The 15,959-nt window shown below is 51.7% G+C and carries 16 protein-coding genes; 13 read left to right on the top strand and 3 right to left on the bottom strand.

All coding sequences use genetic code 11. The annotated features are described in order from the left end of the window. Positions 1-106: 106 nt before the first annotated feature. From T496_RS0101275 to T496_RS0101265, 3 genes are read left to right on the top strand one after another with little or no spacing between them, the layout of a single operon-like run. Positions 107-469, top strand: coding sequence for a 6-pyruvoyl trahydropterin synthase family protein (locus tag T496_RS0101275; protein ID WP_027449136.1), 363 nt, complete (start codon positions 107-109; stop codon positions 467-469). Beyond that, positions 469-1,059, top strand: coding sequence for a 7-carboxy-7-deazaguanine synthase QueE (locus T496_RS0101270; protein ID WP_027449135.1), 591 nt, complete (start codon positions 469-471; stop codon positions 1,057-1,059). Before T496_RS0101275 ends, T496_RS0101270 begins: the two co-directional genes overlap by 1 nt. Before the next feature lie 5 nt (positions 1,060-1,064). Then, the gene (locus T496_RS0101265) at positions 1,065-2,447 is read left to right on the top strand and encodes an alanine/glycine:cation symporter family protein (RefSeq protein ID WP_027449134.1); all 1,383 of its coding nucleotides are present in this window, start codon (positions 1,065-1,067) and stop codon (positions 2,445-2,447) included. Here the strand turns inward: T496_RS0101265 and T496_RS0101260 are convergent. Next, on the bottom strand, positions 2,420-3,415 hold the full coding sequence (locus T496_RS0101260; protein WP_027449133.1) for a YqiA/YcfP family alpha/beta fold hydrolase: 996 nt from the start codon (positions 3,413-3,415) through the stop codon (positions 2,420-2,422). The two genes, T496_RS0101265 and T496_RS0101260, sit on opposite strands and share 28 nt — an antisense overlap. 277 nt (positions 3,416-3,692) lie before the next feature. Beyond that, positions 3,693-4,157 (bottom strand): Lrp/AsnC family transcriptional regulator, encoded by a 465-nt coding sequence (locus T496_RS0101255; protein ID WP_027449132.1) that lies wholly within the window; start codon positions 4,155-4,157, stop codon positions 3,693-3,695. Positions 4,158-4,362: 205 nt separating this feature from the next. Between T496_RS0101255 and T496_RS0101250 the strand changes: the two genes are divergently transcribed. From T496_RS0101250 to T496_RS0101235, 4 genes are all read left to right on the top strand, one after another. Beyond that, positions 4,363-5,652 carry an O-acetylhomoserine aminocarboxypropyltransferase/cysteine synthase family protein gene (locus T496_RS0101250; protein WP_027449131.1) on the top strand — a complete coding sequence of 430 codons (1,290 nt, stop codon included), beginning with the start codon at positions 4,363-4,365 and terminating at the stop codon, positions 5,650-5,652. A gap of 143 nt (positions 5,653-5,795) precedes the next feature. Then, positions 5,796-6,437 (top strand): response regulator transcription factor, encoded by a 642-nt coding sequence (locus T496_RS0101245; protein ID WP_027449130.1) that lies wholly within the window; start codon positions 5,796-5,798, stop codon positions 6,435-6,437. Between the two features lie 59 nt (positions 6,438-6,496). Continuing rightward, entirely contained in the window at positions 6,497-7,666 is a 1,170-nt protein-coding gene (locus tag T496_RS0101240) for a trans-sulfuration enzyme family protein (protein ID WP_027449129.1), read from the top strand. Between the two features lie 36 nt (positions 7,667-7,702). Continuing rightward, the gene (locus T496_RS0101235) at positions 7,703-8,911 is read left to right on the top strand and encodes a MalY/PatB family protein (RefSeq protein WP_027449128.1); all 1,209 of its coding nucleotides are present in this window, start codon (positions 7,703-7,705) and stop codon (positions 8,909-8,911) included. 360 nt (positions 8,912-9,271) lie between these two features. Here T496_RS0101235 and T496_RS0101230 read toward each other — a convergent pair whose 3' ends face one another. Continuing rightward, positions 9,272-10,075, bottom strand: a complete 804-nt coding sequence (locus T496_RS0101230) for a tRNA threonylcarbamoyladenosine dehydratase (protein ID WP_027449127.1) — start codon at positions 10,073-10,075, stop codon at positions 9,272-9,274. Positions 10,076-10,255: 180 nt separating this feature from the next. Between T496_RS0101230 and hemE the strand changes: the two genes are divergently transcribed. Genes hemE through T496_RS0101200 form a run of 6 tightly spaced genes read left to right on the top strand, consistent with a single transcriptional unit; the run spans position 10,256 to position 15,890 of the window. Then, complete coding sequence (gene hemE / locus T496_RS0101225; RefSeq protein WP_044110317.1) at positions 10,256-11,275, top strand: uroporphyrinogen decarboxylase; 1,020 nt, start codon at positions 10,256-10,258, stop codon at positions 11,273-11,275. Next, the gene (gene hemA / locus T496_RS0101220; RefSeq protein ID WP_027449125.1) at positions 11,272-12,798 is read left to right on the top strand and encodes a glutamyl-tRNA reductase; all 1,527 of its coding nucleotides are present in this window, start codon (positions 11,272-11,274) and stop codon (positions 12,796-12,798) included. The genes hemE and hemA overlap by 4 nt, the downstream gene beginning before the upstream one ends. Continuing rightward, positions 12,795-13,397, top strand: coding sequence for a uroporphyrinogen-III synthase (locus tag T496_RS0101215; RefSeq protein WP_027449124.1), 603 nt, complete (start codon positions 12,795-12,797; stop codon positions 13,395-13,397). Before hemA ends, T496_RS0101215 begins: the two co-directional genes overlap by 4 nt. Beyond that, positions 13,394-14,365: a porphobilinogen synthase gene (hemB, locus tag T496_RS0101210; protein ID WP_027449123.1), complete on the top strand. Its 972-nt coding sequence runs from the start codon at positions 13,394-13,396 to the stop codon at positions 14,363-14,365. The genes T496_RS0101215 and hemB overlap by 4 nt, the downstream gene beginning before the upstream one ends. Then, a complete protein-coding gene (gene hemL / locus T496_RS0101205; RefSeq protein ID WP_044108990.1) occupies positions 14,356-15,636 on the top strand; it encodes a glutamate-1-semialdehyde 2,1-aminomutase in 1,281 nt (426 codons plus the stop codon). The genes hemB and hemL overlap by 10 nt, the downstream gene beginning before the upstream one ends. Continuing rightward, a complete protein-coding gene (locus tag T496_RS0101200) occupies positions 15,633-15,890 on the top strand; it encodes a hypothetical protein (RefSeq protein ID WP_044110315.1) in 258 nt (85 codons plus the stop codon). The genes hemL and T496_RS0101200 overlap by 4 nt, the downstream gene beginning before the upstream one ends. The last annotated feature ends 69 nt before the right edge of the window (positions 15,891-15,959 follow it).

Raw genomic sequence — 15,959 nt, 5'->3', positions numbered from 1 at the left:
TGCTACCTTTGCAGCGCAATATTGCAAGACAACTGAAAAAAAATAACGAGCTTTTTTCCCTACCCACTGGGCGAAAGCCATGATGGTGGAAGCTTTTTAAACTATGATTTATTGTATATCAAAGAAAATGGACGTGGCTGGTAGCCACCAACTATCATTATCGTACGACAGCAAGTGCAGCCGCTTGCACGGTCACAACTGGACAATCACCGTTTTTCTGGCCTCGGAAGATGTCAATGCCGACGGCATGGTGATTGACTATTCACACATCAAGAAAGCCATTCACGGCTATCTGGACCACGGCAATCTCAACGACCTGTTGCCCTTCAACCCCACGGCCGAGAATATCGCCGCCTGGGTGGTGAAGCAGTTTCCCCAGTGCTATAAAGCCATCGTAGAAGAGTCGTTTGGCAACGTAGCACAAGCCTACGACAATGATTTTCCCATCGACGCCCGCTATCTGCTGTGATGTATAGAGTCAACGAAATATTCTATACCCTTCAGGGTGAGGGCCGACACACCGGACGTGCCGCGGTCTTTGTACGCTTCAGCGGTTGCAACCTGCGCTGTCCTTTCTGCGACACTGACTTCAGCCACTATCAACCGATGACGGCCGACGAGATTATCGAGGCCATCAGTCAGTGGCGCTCGTGCGGCTTTGTCGTTCTCACAGGTGGCGAGCCATCGCTGCAGGTCGATGATGCACTGATAGAAAAGCTGCATCAGGCCGGTTTCTATGTAGCCATAGAGACCAACGGTACTCACACGCTGCCAGTCAGCATCGACTGGATCACATGGTCGCCTAAAGATCAGTTTGCCGACCATGTGCCAGCACCCCAACTAAACAAGATTAACGAAGTGAAAGTAGTGTTCGACGGTCTACACGATCCCGAACGATATGCCAGTGAAGCTAAAGATGCCTACCTGTGTCTGCAACCTTGCGACACTGGCGACAACACAAGAAACCAACAACTTACTGAACAATGCGTGACATACATCCAGCAGCACCCGCACTGGCACCTGTCACTGCAGACGCATAAACTGATAAACATACCCTAAAGACAATGGACGCAATCAACGAGTTCTTTACCGCTATGGGCGCTTTCCTCTGGGGATGGCCCATGATCATACTACTGCTAGGTACACATATCTTTCTGACATTCAGACTGCGCATACCGCAGCGCAAGATACTGACGGGCATCTGCATGTCACTGCGCAAAGACAAAGGAGCCACCGGCGACGTCAGCCAGTTTGGTGCATTGGCAACAGCCATGGCTGCCACTATTGGAACGGGAAACATCGTGGGCGTGGCCACTGCTGTAGCCCTGGGCGGTCCGGGTGCAGTGTTGTGGTGCTGGTTGACGGGCATCTTTGGCATGGCCACGAAATATGCTGAAGGACTGTTGGCCGTCGAGTACCGCGTCAAGGCAGAAGACGGTCACTACTATGGTGGACCGATGTATGCCCTGGAGCGTGGTCTTGGCATGAAATGGCTGGCTATCCTGTTTGCCGTATTCACCGCCCTGGCCTCGTTTGGCATCGGTTGTACGGTGCAGGCCAACTCCATTGCCCTGCTCACCAACGAGACTTTTGGCATCCCCACCTGGGCTATTGGCATCTCCGTCTGCGTGCTCACGGCCTCGGTCATCCTTGGCGGTGTGAAGTCCATCTCAAAGGTATGCACCATCTTGGTGCCTTTCATGGCTATCCTCTATGTCTTAGGGTGCATCATCATTCTCTGTATGAACAGCTCCTATGTGTGGCCTGCCATCCAACTCATCGTTCGTTCCGCCTTTAACCCCGAGGCTGCCGGCAGTGGCTTTGTGGGTGCTTCGGTCATGATGGCCGCCCGCTATGGCATTGCCCGCGGTCTATTCTCCAACGAGAGCGGTATGGGTTCGGCACCTATTGTGGCTGCAGCCGCCCAGACACGCAACCCCGTACGTCAGGCCCTGGTGTCAAGCACTGGTACTTTCTGGGACACGGTCGTCATCTGTGCCATGACCGGCATCGTACTGGTCAGCAGCATCCTGGCCTATCCCGAGATCACCTATAGCGACGGTGCTGCCCTGACAAAAGTAGCTTTTTCAAAGATTCCATACGTAGGAGCGCCCATACTCACCTTCGGCATTATCACCTTCGCGTTCAGCACCATCCTAGGATGGAGCTATTATGGTGAAAGTGCCGTGAACTATATTGAGAAAAAGAAGGCTAATCGTTTCTATCGCATCCTCTACATCGTGATGCTTTTCTTTGGCTGCATCATCAACCTCGACATCATATGGAACATTGCCGACTGCATGAATGCACTGATGACCATCCCCAACCTCATCGCACTATTGTTGCTCAGCGGTGTGGCGGCCAAAGAAACAAAACGCTATCTTTGGGAGAACAAGTTGGACGAAGAGATGGAAGACACCTACTGTCCGCCCAACAACGAGAAATAGTCCAGCACGGCCTCCCACGTCTTGAACGTATCCGAACCAAACTCCAGACGGGTGGCCATTGAATCGCGAGTCATCGTCTTCTCAATCAGGTAGTCGCCATACAGCAAGTGTCGCTGATTGGTGAAGATGGTGTGTCCCCATGCCATCACATCGAAATACTCGCGGAGCCATGCCACCACCTCGGCATAGTCGGCAGGACAAGACGAGGCCGAAGGTGCTACAAAGTACACCTGATAGTTCTCTACCAGTTGGCGCACCGTCTTCTGACTGCTGCTTGTAGGCTTCTTATAGTCATCCCACAAGCATTCCACACCTATATATACGATAGGACGCTCGCGTTTCTCCTGGCGGTCGTCGATCCATCGAATCACCGGCACTACCGAGTGCATGAACGAACGGTCGTCCATGCGGTGTTCGCCATGAAAGTGGATGGCGTTGGGATAGTGCTGCTGAAACATATCGAAAGTGTCCACCACCTCGTCGCGGTCGCCAAAAAGACCATATACGCGCACCCGCTCTTCGTCATCAACATGGGCAAAGCGCTGCTCGGAAACGGTGCGATAGGCTTTCACCAATGCTTTATCTACATAAAACTGATTCACACCATCAAGACGCGGATTCTGGAACATCTGTGTGCCCGTCATGCCGTGAGCCTGCATCGTGTCGGCTATGTTCATGGCCGGATTCATGCAGATGCGGTCGAAGCCAGCAAGCTGCTCGGTGTACATACCGCCCATCGACGTACCCAGGATGAGCGCTGGCTGCTCGTCCTTGCACAACTGCTTCAGCAGCGTCATAGCCTCAAAGGGATCTACGGGCAGATCGGGTGCCACCACTTTAGCATTGGGGAACACCGTACGCAGACGCGTCACCGTGCCCGACTGACCACTGGAGCCAAAGCCATGCACATACATCAACGTTTTACCACTGAGCAGTTCGGGGTATTGCTTCACATAAGGGTTTTCCATATCCTAACATTTAATCTTGATGATTTATCTCTATTCGTATTTGTTTTGCAAAGGTAATATTTTTCATTGATAACACCAAAACTATAGCATAGCGCTTCCGATTCACTTGACTTATATCAATTAAATAACAAATCAATAACTTTTTTGATTGTTTTCGTTGCGGATTGAAACTTTTTACCCTACCTTTGCATCGTGTTTTTCATAGTATTAGATTTAAGGTTAACAAAGGTTGGGTCACAGCGGTGACCCTTTTTTTATGTTTTTTAGCTTTAAAAGTTTAAATATTGATACCATAAGTCTGCTTTACTTCGCTCATCACAAACGTGCTTTCAATAGCACCCACATGGTCGATGTCGCCCAACTTGGTGAGCACAAACTCCTGATACTGTTTCATATCACGCGCACGTACTTTTAATAAATAGTCGTACGAGCCTGAGGTGTTGTAGCATTCCGTCACTTCGGGTATGCGCTGTATGCGACGCACGAAGGCATCAGCGATCTCGTGGTTGATCTGCTGCAACTTCACCTTGCAGAACACCTGCAAGCCCTGCCCCAACTTCTCGGGGTCGAGCACTGCCACATACTTTTTGATGTAGCCCTTCTTCTCCAGTCGTTTTTGGCGCTCAAAGACCGGCGTAGGCGTCAGATGCACGGCTTCTGCCAGTTCTTTTGTGGTCAATTTCGCGTTTTTTTGCAGCGTTTTCAGTATCTGCAGGTCGGTTTCATCTAGTATTTCTGCCATTTTTTAGAGTTTTATTCTGTTTGAAGTATCAAATAAGCCGTTTCTCGGAATTTTATTCTTTTACAAATGCAAAATTAGTAATATCTTCTGGATTCTACAAGAAATTTGGTTGTTTTTTCCAAACATAGTACCTTTGCAACGTCAAAAGGACAAAACAAAAAATGAAATCATAAACAATAACCAAATAAAAGAAAGGAAAAAGATTATGGCACAGAAGAATTATCGATTTGAGACTTTGCAACTCCACGTAGGTCAGGAACAGGCCGATCCCGCAACCGACGCACGCGCCGTGCCCATCTACCAGACCACCTCTTATGTGTTCCGCAACTCACAGCATGCTGCAGACCGCTTCGGTCTTCGCGATGCAGGCAACATCTACGGTCGCCTGACCAACTCCACCCAGGGTGTGTTCGAAGACCGTGTGGCAGCCCTTGAAGGCGGTGTAGCCGGTTTGGCTGTAGCTTCTGGCGCCGCTGCCATCACCTATGCGCTGCAGAACATCGTGCAGGCTGGCGATCACATCGTGGCTGCCGACAACCTGTATGGTGGTTCTTACAACCTGATCACCCACACGCTGGCCACACAGGGCATCAGCAATACCATTATCAACGTCAACGACCTTGCTGCTCTCGAGGCCGCTATCAAACCCAACACAAAAGTAGTATATGCCGAGACATTCGGCAACCCCAACAGTGATGTGCTCGACCTTGAAGGCGTAGCCGCTGTAGCCCATAAGCACGGCATCCCCTTCATCGTTGACAACACATTCGGAACGCCATACCTTATCCGTCCGCTGGAACATGGAGCCGATATCGTAGTACATTCGGCTACCAAGTTCCTTGGCGGTCATGGCACCTCGCTGGGCGGTGTGATTGTAGATGGTGGTAAATTTGACTGGAAAGCTAATCCCGACAAGTTCCCCACACTGGCTAAACCCGATCCCTCTTACCACGGCATCGTATTTGCCGATGCAGTAGGTGCCGCAGCCTATGTGACGCGTATTCGTGCCGTCATTCTGCGTGACACGGGTGCAGCCATCTCTCCTTTCAACGCATTCATTCTGTTGCAGGGCGTAGAGACTCTGAGTCTGCGCGTAGAGCGCCATGTAGAGAATGCCTTGAAGGTTGTTGACTTCCTGGCCAACCACCCCAAGGTGGCTAAGGTGAACCACCCCGCACTGGCAAGCCATCGCGACCATGCCTTGTACAACAAGTACTTCCCCAATGGTGCAGGCAGCATCTTCACCTTCGAGATCAAGGGCGGACAGGAAGAGGCGTGGAAGTTTATCGATGCGCTGCAGATCTTCTCGCTGCTGGCTAACGTGGCCGACGTGAAGAGCCTGGTGATTCATCCCTACACCACCACCCACTCGCAGTTGTCGCCCGAGGAACTGGCTGAGCAGCACATCACACCTGCAACGATCCGTCTGAGCATCGGTACAGAGCATATCGATGATATTCTGGACGACTTGAAGCAGGCTCTCGACAAGATCTAATCTTGCCATATCCTCAGTGTGCACGAATTTTACGGATGTTGTTCATTTACATGACAGATTCGTATAATTCGTGTCATTGATGATGAGAAGTTAGAAAAAAGTAGTAGCTTTGCAGTCGGAAAGAATAAATAGATTAATCATCCATGAAGTATATCTTAGCAGACAATCAGGAGTTGACGCGCTTCGCATTGGAGAGCCTACTCACAAAAGATAATGAGAACACGGTGTATAAAGCATCAGACAAGGCTGGACTTGTGGCATTGCTGAAGGAACACGAGTGCGCCACTGTACTGCTCGATTACACCATGTTTGACTTCACCGACGAAGATCAGCTGCTGATAGTGGCCGAACGTTTCTCGCTGTCTGAATGGATCCTGATCAGTGACGAGCTGACCTCCAGGTTCATGCGTCGTGTCATCTATTCGTCGCACCAGTTCAGCATCGTTTTCAAGGATGGTTCACTGCAGGAGTTGCGCGACGCGCTGCAATCCGTGAGTCACCACCAGCGCTTCATCAGTCAGCGTGCCCTTGAAGCCATCATCAGTCAGCAACAGGAGGAAGAAGAACAACCCAGTCTGCTGACAGCTACCGAGACAGAGATTGTGAAAGCCATCGCTCAGGGCAAGACCACCAAGGAGATTGCCACCGAGCGCTTCTCAAGTGTCCACACCATCACCACCCATCGCAAGAACATCTTCCGCAAGTTGGGCGTCAACACAGCCCACGAGGTGGTCAAATATGCTCTGCGAGCCGGACTGATCGACTCGTCAGAGTTCTACATCTAAACATCAACCATACACATACACACACAAACGCAAATACAAAACGGTTTAAATAGGTAAGGATGAAGAAACAAACTATTGCGATTAACAACCCATTCGTACGGCCAGATGCTTACGGAGCGCTGGCCGTACCTGTGTATAATAATGTGGCATTCGAATTCGACGATGCCTCCGTGATGGCCGATGCCTTCTGCAATCGCATCAAGGCACCCGACTACGCACGTGTGGAAAACCCCACGGTGACCAACTTCGAAGATCGTGTGAGAGCGCTGACGGGAGCTGTCCACGTCACGGCCTTCAACTCGGGCATGGCTGCCATCAGCAACACACTGCTGGCCGTAGCCGAACAGCAGAAGAACATCGTGTCGTCACACCATCTGTTTGGCAATACACTGGCTCTGCTCATTAATACGCTGAAGCGCTTTGGCGTAGAGGCACGACTGCGCGACCTCACCAATCTGGAGGCCGTGGCCGACGCCATTGACGAACAGACCTCTGCGGTATTCCTGGAGGTGGTCACCAACCCCCAACTGGAAGTGGCCGACCTGAAAGCCATCGCCGAGATTGCCCACAAGAAAGGCGTTCCCGTGATTGCCGACTCTACGGTGATCCCATTTACAGAAACGCACCTGAAAGAACTGGGCATCGACATCGAAGTGGTGTCGAGCACCAAGTATCTGTCGGGAGGTGGCACCTCGCTAGGTGGACTTGTCATTGACTATGGCACCTTTCCTGAAATCAACAAGCGCGTGAAGTACGACCTACTCTTCAACCTGGGTGCCTACATGACGCCGCAGGCTGCCTATATGCAGACACTCGGACTGGAAACACTGGATGTGCGCTATCAGCGTCAGGCCAGCAATGCTCTATGGTTAGCACAAGAGCTGAGCCGCGTGGTGAAGGTCAACTACATCGGTCTTGAAGACAATGCCTATCATGCGTTGGCCCGACAGCAGTTTGGAGCTACTTCCGGAGCGATGTTCACCATCGACCTCGAGTCGAAAGAGGCGTGTTTCCACTTCCTAAACCGGTTAAAGCTGGTGCATCGTGCCACAAACCTATTTGACAGTCGCACGCTAGCCATCCACCCGGCCTCAACCATTTTTGGCAACTTCAAAGAGGAACAGCTAAAGGCTATGGACGTACGACAGACCACCATTCGCCTGTCCATCGGACTGGAAGACAAAGAGGACATTCTCGCAGACATCAAACAGGCGCTTGGGGAGAGATGAGAGATGAGAGATGAGAGATATGATTAGATTTTTAGGATGAGTAAGCTATATAATTTCGATAAGATTATTGACCGCAGTGGAAGTGGCGACTTGAAGCACGGTGTGCTGCAAGAACGCTACGGACGCGGTGACCTGCTGCCACTATGGGTGGCTGATATGGATTTTGAGACGCCGTCATTCATCACCGATGCGCTGCGCCGCCGACTGGACCATTCGCTGTTTGGCTACACCGTGGTGCCCGAAGAGCTATGGACCACCGTCATTCAATGGATTGTCGACCATCATCAGTGGCAGGTGGAACGACGTTGGCTCACCTATATACCTGGCATCGTGAAGGGCATCGGCATGGCCATCAACGTGTTTGTGAAGGAAGACGAGAAGGTCATCATCCAAACACCTGTCTATCATCCTTTCCGACTGACGCCCGAGGGCAACGGACGTCAGGTGGTTTACAACCCACTTAAAGAGGTTGACGGCACCTACGAGATGGACTTTGAGCAACTGGCCGAGGTGGTCGACGACAAGTGCCGACTGCTCATCTTGAGTAATCCCCACAACCCTGCCGGCATCTGTTGGTCTAAGGAAACGTTGCAGCGACTAGCTCATTTCTGCTACGAGCACCACATCATCGTGATCAGCGACGAGATCCACTCAGACATGGCACTCTTTGGCCACAAACACACACCCTTTGCCTCGGTAAGCAACGAGGCCGCCCAAATCAGCATCACTTTCGGCGCGCCCTCGAAGACGTTCAACATTGCAGGCATTGTGAGCAGTTATGCCATCGTGCCCAACGACTCGCTGCGTCGCCGTTTCTACACCTGGCTTGAGGCCAACGAGCTGAACGACCCACCACTCTTTGCGCCCATCGCCACCATCGCTGCCTTCCAACAGGGCGAGCAGTGGCGACGCCAGATGCTCAGCTATGTAGAAGACAACATCCGCTTTGTAGAAGATTATTGCAGGGAGTATCTGCCTCAGATAAAACCTTGGCGTCCACAGGCCTCGTTCCTCGTCTGGCTTGATTGTCGCGACTTGGAGCTCAGCCACGATGCACTCGTGGATCTCTTTGTCAACCGTGCCCATTTAGCCCTGAACGACGGCGCCATGTTCTTTGCACCGCAAAGCAACAGGCCGGCCAAGGGCAGCACCGATGCCCAAGGCTTCATGCGACTCAACGTAGGAACGCCCCGTGCCCTGCTTCATCGTGCACTAGAGCAGTTGAGAGATGCTTGCACCACATAGCACATAACCACCTAAGATGGGTCGTTTTGACTTCCAACACTTCCCCTTTTATCATCCAAGACCTACACTTTGCCCATGCAAAAGCGTAGGTCTTGTTTTGATTCTAGGGGCTAGAATATCAACGTCTAGGGGCTAGACAGCACGAATCTAGGGGCTAGACAGATACAATCTAGCCCCTAGAATCACCCATTCCAGGGGCTAGATTCGACTCAAAACAATAACTATTGCATCGCAAAACAATAACTATTGCGAGATAAAACAATAACTATTGCGAGATAAAAGCCCTACTATTACTCACAAAAAGTTGCCTTTTTAGAAAGACATGCTGACATATCTACAAATACAAAAAAAGACGCTGCTTTATTTTTCTGCCGTGGCATCCTGAATGACGAGACCTGCCAGCATAAAGCCGAAGATGGCTGTGATATGAGCTAAGGTTCCGTTAATCTGGGCTTTCGAAGAACACCACTCATGGTTCAGGAGACTCTGGTCGCCTGGACCATTTTTTGCTTTGGGGCACATACACTGCTCTGTGCCACAAGTGGCGTTCTGGCCGCGATTCTCCAGCAGTTCATCGCTATAGACGCACTGGAACTTGCGTTTGGGGAATAGCTTCTGTGACTTGAACTTTTTTCTCAACGCACGTGCCAAGGGGTCGCCCTGCACCTTCCAGAACTCTGTCACCTTGATACGCGTGGGGTCCAGTTTCAAGGCAGCACCCATGGAGGAGAACAGCTTTGCCTGCGTGCGACATGCCAATAGTATCAAGTAGGCCTTGTCTTTCAACGAATCGATAGCATCAATAATAAAATCATAGGTGTCCAACTGGAAACTGTCGGCAGTCTCTTCCGAGAAGATTTGTTGCAGGGCGGTAATCTCGGCGTTGGGGTTGATGCTGAGCAGGCGCTCCTTCAGAGCATCCACCTTTACCTGTCCAACGGTCTTGGTGGTGGCCATCAGCTGACGGTTAATATTGGTGATACACACGCGATCGGAGTCAACAATAGTCAGTTGGCGGATGCCACTGCGCACCAGGCTCTCGGCACACCACGAGCCAACGCCGCCCACACCAAAGATAATCACACGCTTTTGGGCAATGCGGTCCATCGCCTCATTACCCAGCAGCAACTCACTCCTACGAAATATTGCACTATCTATTGCCATCGTTCTTATTTTGGGTGCAAAGGTACTGATTTTCTGTCAAATGGACTTCATATAAACATTAATTAAGGAAAATGAGCATAGGGGAAAATACAAAATCCATATAAATGAGGATTGCACAAGACGGACGGAAGAAGTAACTTTGCAGCCGCAAAACTATTGGAATGATATTACAAACACTACATGGATAGTATTTTTCTGAAAACACTGCTCGGCAAGGAGTGTCATCGTCCACCAGTATGGATGATGCGACAGGCAGGTCGCGTGCTTCCCAGCTACCAAGAGATGCGAAAGCACCACACCTTTTCCGAACTGATAACCACCCCAGAACTAGCTGCTAAAGTGACACTGCTGCCAGTACAAGACTTGGGCGTCGATGCAGCCATTCTGTTTAGCGACATTCTGACCATACCCATGGCTATGGGAATGGAGATAGACTGGACCGACCATGGTCCACGATTCAACAATCCGCTAGCAGCACAACAACATCCACTCCGCCAGTTGGACATCAAGCCCGAGAAGCTGGACTATGTCTATCAGGCCATCGACCACGTGGTGGAACAAAGTGAGGTGCCTCTCATCGGATTCAGCGGTGCGCCGCTCACCATTCTCTGCTACATGCTGCAAGGCATCAGCACCAAGTCAACCTTCCCCGATGCGAAATTATTCTTTTACGAGCGTCGTGAAGAGACCCAACAACTCATCAACGCCATCACCGAGCTGACCATCGATTATGCCCAGAAGCAGATCATGCACGGCATAGATGCGTTCCAACTGTTTGAGAGTCATTCAGGCTTGGTACCCATAGAACTCTACAACGAGCTCTTCCTGCCCGCCGTTTGCCGCATCACCGATGCCGTGCGTTCAATGGGCATCCCCCTGATATTCTTCCCGAAAGGATTGGGATGCGGACTCAGACACATCACGCCCGACGTTTGCGACTTCGTGAGCATCGACTGGCAGACATCACTCACTGAGGCACGCGAGATGGTTCATCCCGAGGTGGGACTTCAAGGCAACTTCGACCCTCACCTGCTCTTTGCATCGCAAGACAACATTGCACGCACACTGGAGTCCTACAAGCCCTTCTTCAGAAAGCATCCCCGCTGGATCATTAATCTGGGCCATGGCGTATTGGCCGACACCCCCATTGAGAACGTTCATTTTTTTGTAGATTGGATTAAAAACACAAACTGGAAATGATAAAATACGAATCCATCAATCACCAACACACATCACTGGCAGACAGAGAAGAATACTTCAGACAGGTCAAACACGAAAGCGACACGCCGTCTGTATTTCTTCAGACTTGTAACCGCATGGAACTTTACCATGGCAGTGGCGAGGTTCCTGATGAGGTGGCGCGCCATCTATTCAGAGTGGTCAGCGGATTGGAGTCGGCAATCATAGGCGAGCGAGCCGTACAAGGACAAGTAAAAGAGGCCTACACTCTGGCCAAGCAGACACAGAAGTTGCCCACCGAACTACACAAGCTTTTCGAGACAGCCCTGCAGGTAGGAAAACGCGTACGCACCGAAACACAGATCAGTCAGGGTGCTGTCAGCCATTCTCTGGCAGCCATTGAGATTATCGAACAGGAACAAATCAACCTGCAAGATGCACGCATCACCATCGTCGGTGTCAACAAGCTGACCGAGGAGATCATCAAATTTCTGCAAAACAAGAAAGCGAAGCTGGTGTTCCTGGCCAACCGCACCGAAGAGAAAGCACGACGCATGGCCGAACCTTTCGGTATAGACATCTTCCGTTTGGAAGATAAACATAATTTCCTGAAGGACACCGACATCCTGATCAGTGCCACCTCAGCGCCCGATGCCATTATCCATCCCGATGATCTGACGCCAGGACGCTCGCTGTTGGCCATTGACCTAGCTTTCCCTCGTGACATCGACCCCGCCGTGGCACAGATGGAGAACGTGAAGCTCTACAACCTACATGACGTAGAGTTGAAAGTAAAAGAGAATATCTCCATCCGTCAAGACGAGGTGCAGAAAGCAGAACAAATCATAGAAGAAGCTATCGCAGAACTCCGTGAGACACTGGAGCGCCGCAAACGTTATAAGAAAGCCATTCGCGTGACCGCTCGCAGCAGCAAACTGTCGCAGATACAGGTGAAAGAGGTGTTCGGTCGTTTTCCCGATACTCCTTACAGACTCATCACCCGCCAGTCTTATGGCGATAAACATCAGAAGATATCACTGCTGAACGGCGAGGCGCCCGATGACATGTTCACGCGCGAGCTCGACACTGCCCTGCTGACCGGCAAAGCAGACATAGCCATTCACTCGGCCAAGGACCTGCCAGAGAACCTGCATCCAGACCTGGAGGTGATTGCGCTCTACGAAGCCTTCGACAAAACCGACTCGCTGGTGAGCCGCGACCACATCTCGTTGGCCGACCTGCCAGAAGGAAGCTCTGTAGGAACCAGTTCTCCGCTGCGCCGAGCAGAACTGCTGCAACTGCGCCCCGACTTAAAGATTGTCAGCATCCGCGGCTGCATAGAAGACCGCGTAGAACAGGTACGCAGCGGAAAAGTGGATGCCGCCATCGTGGCCACTTGTGCACTGAAGCGACTGGGCATGGAAGATGAGATAACAGAAGTGCTTCCATTCTCCACCCACCCCATGCAGGGTCGCCTGGCCATCACGGCACTCAAAGGACGTGACGATCTGAAAACCATTTTTGCTAAAGAGAGCATCTTATGAAAACACTCTTCACAGGGTTGACCTCGCCAAACAAGGATTTTATCCACACGCCACTGATTGAGATAGTACCAGTGGACGACCGTTCTGCCCTGCAGCGTGCTGCTGACAACATCAGCAACTACGACTATGTGCTTTTCACATCAAGATATGCCGCCAAATACGTAGGGAAGCTTTTTGCCCAAGCGCGGCAGATCGTCTCTATCGGCAGCACGACGACCGCAGCCCTGCAGCAATCAGGGATAGAAGCGATGAGCGAAGTGGAGGAAGACAATTCATACGGTGTCATCGAATGGTTTCGCCATCAGCCCTGTGGACGCGTGCTGATACCACGATCCAACCTGGCGCTGCCCATTATTCCCGAAGGTCTCCGAGAGCTAGGTTTCGAGGTGGAATGCGTGACGGCCTACGTGAACCGCATGCCCGAGCATGCAGAGAAAGTCAATCTCAGCGAGGTGGAGCGCATCGTGTTTACATCGCCCTCTACCATCGACAACTTCATACGCTTGTATGGTTTCATTCCCACAGACAAGCAGCTAGAGACCAGAGGCCCCATAACCGAACAACACTTACAAAAAAGAATAAAACAACAACAATTATGAAACGATTCAGAGAATTCCGCAAGGATCAGGCCACACGCGACAAGTATGCCGATGTTGCCGTGAACGTCAAGGACTTTATCTATCCTTACTTCGTAGTAGAAGGTGAGGGCGTTAAGGACGAAATCAGTACCATGCCCGGCATCTATCGTTTTTCTATCGACACACTGGTAGAAGATGTGAAAGAGTGCTATGCACTGGGCATCGACAAGGTGCTGCTCTTTGGTGTCATCGAGGACAGTCAGAAAGACGAGCGTGGCACGCTGGCCTACGCTGAAGATGCACTGGTATGCCGTGCTGTGAAGGCAATCAAGGCTGCCCAGCCCGAGGTATGCGTGATCACCGACGTCTGCCTGTGCGAATACACCAGTCATGGACACTGCGGACTGCTGCACGACCACGACGTGGAGAACGACTCTACCCTGCCCCTGCTGGCCGAGATGGCATACGTTCACGCCAAGGCCGGTGCCGACTTCGTGGCTCCTTCAGCCATGATGGACGGACAGATTGAGGCCCTCGACAAGCGTCTGCGCGAGGCTGGTCTGCGCGACAAGTGTAAGATTCTGGCCTACTCTGCCAAGTATGCTTCTGCCTTCTATGGTCCTTTCCGCGACGCAGCTGATTCAGCTCCTGCCTTTGGCGACCGCAAGACCTACCAGATGGACTATCGCACCCACGACCAGGGTCTGGAGGAGATCGCTGCTGACATCGAGGAGGGAGCCGACTGGACCATGGTGAAGCCCGCCATGCCCTATCTTGACATGATAGCCCGCGGTGTGGAGCGCTTCCCACAGGTGCCCATGGTAGCCTATCAGGTGAGCGGTGAATACTCTATGCTGAAAGCAGCTGCCAAGTTGGGTTATCTCGACGAACAGCGCGTGGTCTTCGAGAGCCTCATCGCCATCAAGCGCGCCGGTGCACAATATATCATTTCGTATTACGCTAAAGAGTACATGCAGCGATGGGCATAAACGAACGTAAGTTATCAGCTGCAGCCTTTGAACAGGCGCAGAAGGTGATTCCCGGCGGTGTGAACAGTCCGGTGAGAGCCCTGAAGAGTGTGGGCACCACGCCCCTCTTTGTAAAGGAGGCTAAAGGTGCATACTTCACCGACATCGACGATAATAAGATTATCGACTTCTGCATGTCGTGGGGTGTGTTCATCCTGGGTCACAACAACGAGCGCGTGAGTCAGGCAGCCATTGACGCAGTGGGTCGTGGCAGCAGCTACGGCATTCCCACACTGGCAGAGACCACACTGGCAGAAAAGGTGCGCGAGGCTATTCCCTCGATGGAGCGCCTGCGCTTTGTGAACAGTGGCACCGAGGCCACCATGTCGGCCATCCGTGTGGCTCGTGGCTTTACGGGCCGTGACATCCTGGTGAAGTTTGAGGGCAACTATCATGGTCATGCCGATCACTTGCTGGTATCAGCAGGTTCGGGTGTAGCCAATATCTCTAACGCCTCGTCGGCCGGTGTGCCCGAAGGTTTTGTGAAATATACGGCTGTACTGCCCTATAACGACGTCGATGCCCTGAAGCAGTTCTTTGCCAAGCATGGCGATCAGGTGGCAGCGCTCATCCTGGAGCCTGTGGCTTGCAATATGGGTGTGGTGGTGCCTACAGAAGACTTCCTGAAGACAGCACGCCAAGTGACCGAACAGCATGGCGCCATCCTCATCTTCGACGAGGTGATCACCGGTTTCCGCCTGTCGCGTGGTGGTGCCCAGGAGCGTTTCGGCATCAAGCCAGACATGACCACCGTTGGTAAGATCGTGGGTGGTGGATTCCCTGCTGCTGCCTTTGGTGGTCGCGAGGACATCATGAAGGTGCTGGCCCCCGAAGGACCTGTCTATCAGGCTGGCACACTGAGTGGCAACCCTGTTGCCATGGCAGCAGGTATCGAGACACTCACACAGTTGTCGCGCCCTGGTTTCTATGCCGAGCTCGAGGCTAAGAGCGATGCCTTCATTGCCAAACTGGAGCAGATCATTGCAGGCAAGGGCATCCAGTTGAATCGCTGTGGCTCTATGTTCACCATGTTCTTCAACGATCAGCCTGTCAACAATTTCCAGGATACCAAGTGCAGCAATCAGGAGCGCTTTGCCCGCTACTTCCGCAACATGCTGAGTCGAGGTATCTATGTGAGTCCGTCGCAGTTTGAGGGCAACTTCATCTCTGAGACTCACACGCCCGAGATTCTTGACTACGTATTACAAAGCATTGCCGAAAGTATCGAATGAAGACTATCCAGAAAATAAAACAGTGGTTGCAGTCCTTGTCGTTCAGAACAGGTGTCATCGTGCTCCTGTGCTGCATACCATTCTATATCCTATCCTTCGCCCAGATGTTGTTGCCCATCAGCGTAACGGCCAAAGGCATCCTGTGGACAGTGCTCTTCGGACTGGCCAAGACCTGCCAATATGGTGGTCTCACCATTCTTGGCGTCGAGGGCTATAAACGTCTGAAAAGCAAACTAAGAAGAACAAAGGCATAGTTCTTCACCTTTTTGCACAATAGAATTTATGCTGCTTATCCGACCAATCAAACCGGATAAGCAGCATTT

The sequence above is a fragment of the Xylanibacter brevis P6B11 genome, assembly GCF_000621825.1.
Classification (GTDB): Bacteria; Bacteroidota; Bacteroidia; order Bacteroidales; family Bacteroidaceae; genus Prevotella; species Prevotella brevis.
The sequence above is the reverse complement of the archived record's forward strand: the minus strand, read 5'-3'. Positions and strand labels throughout refer to the sequence as shown.

Bases quoted from the DNA above. Each gene is read 5' to 3' on its own strand.
- T496_RS0101270 (WP_027449135.1), top strand. From the start codon at position 469: ATGTATAGAGTCAACGAAATATTCTATACCCTTCAGGGTGAGGGCCGA.
- T496_RS0101265 (WP_027449134.1), top strand. From the start codon at position 1,065: ATGGACGCAATCAACGAGTTCTTTACCGCTATGGGCGCTTTCCTCTGG.
- T496_RS0101260 (WP_027449133.1), bottom strand. From the start codon at position 3,415: ATGGAAAACCCTTATGTGAAGCAATACCCCGAACTGCTCAGTGGTAAA.
- T496_RS0101255 (WP_027449132.1), bottom strand. From the start codon at position 4,157: ATGGCAGAAATACTAGATGAAACCGACCTGCAGATACTGAAAACGCTG.
- T496_RS0101250 (WP_027449131.1), top strand. From the start codon at position 4,363: ATGGCACAGAAGAATTATCGATTTGAGACTTTGCAACTCCACGTAGGT.
- T496_RS0101245 (WP_027449130.1), top strand. From the start codon at position 5,796: ATGAAGTATATCTTAGCAGACAATCAGGAGTTGACGCGCTTCGCATTG.
- T496_RS0101240 (WP_027449129.1), top strand. From the start codon at position 6,497: ATGAAGAAACAAACTATTGCGATTAACAACCCATTCGTACGGCCAGAT.
- T496_RS0101235 (WP_027449128.1), top strand. From the start codon at position 7,703: ATGAGTAAGCTATATAATTTCGATAAGATTATTGACCGCAGTGGAAGT.
- T496_RS0101230 (WP_027449127.1), bottom strand. From the start codon at position 10,075: ATGGCAATAGATAGTGCAATATTTCGTAGGAGTGAGTTGCTGCTGGGT.
- hemE (WP_044110317.1), top strand. From the start codon at position 10,256: ATGGATAGTATTTTTCTGAAAACACTGCTCGGCAAGGAGTGTCATCGT.
- hemA (WP_027449125.1), top strand. From the start codon at position 11,272: ATGATAAAATACGAATCCATCAATCACCAACACACATCACTGGCAGAC.
- T496_RS0101215 (WP_027449124.1), top strand. From the start codon at position 12,795: ATGAAAACACTCTTCACAGGGTTGACCTCGCCAAACAAGGATTTTATC.
- hemB (WP_027449123.1), top strand. From the start codon at position 13,394: ATGAAACGATTCAGAGAATTCCGCAAGGATCAGGCCACACGCGACAAG.
- hemL (WP_044108990.1), top strand. From the start codon at position 14,356: ATGGGCATAAACGAACGTAAGTTATCAGCTGCAGCCTTTGAACAGGCG.
- T496_RS0101200 (WP_044110315.1), top strand. From the start codon at position 15,633: ATGAAGACTATCCAGAAAATAAAACAGTGGTTGCAGTCCTTGTCGTTC.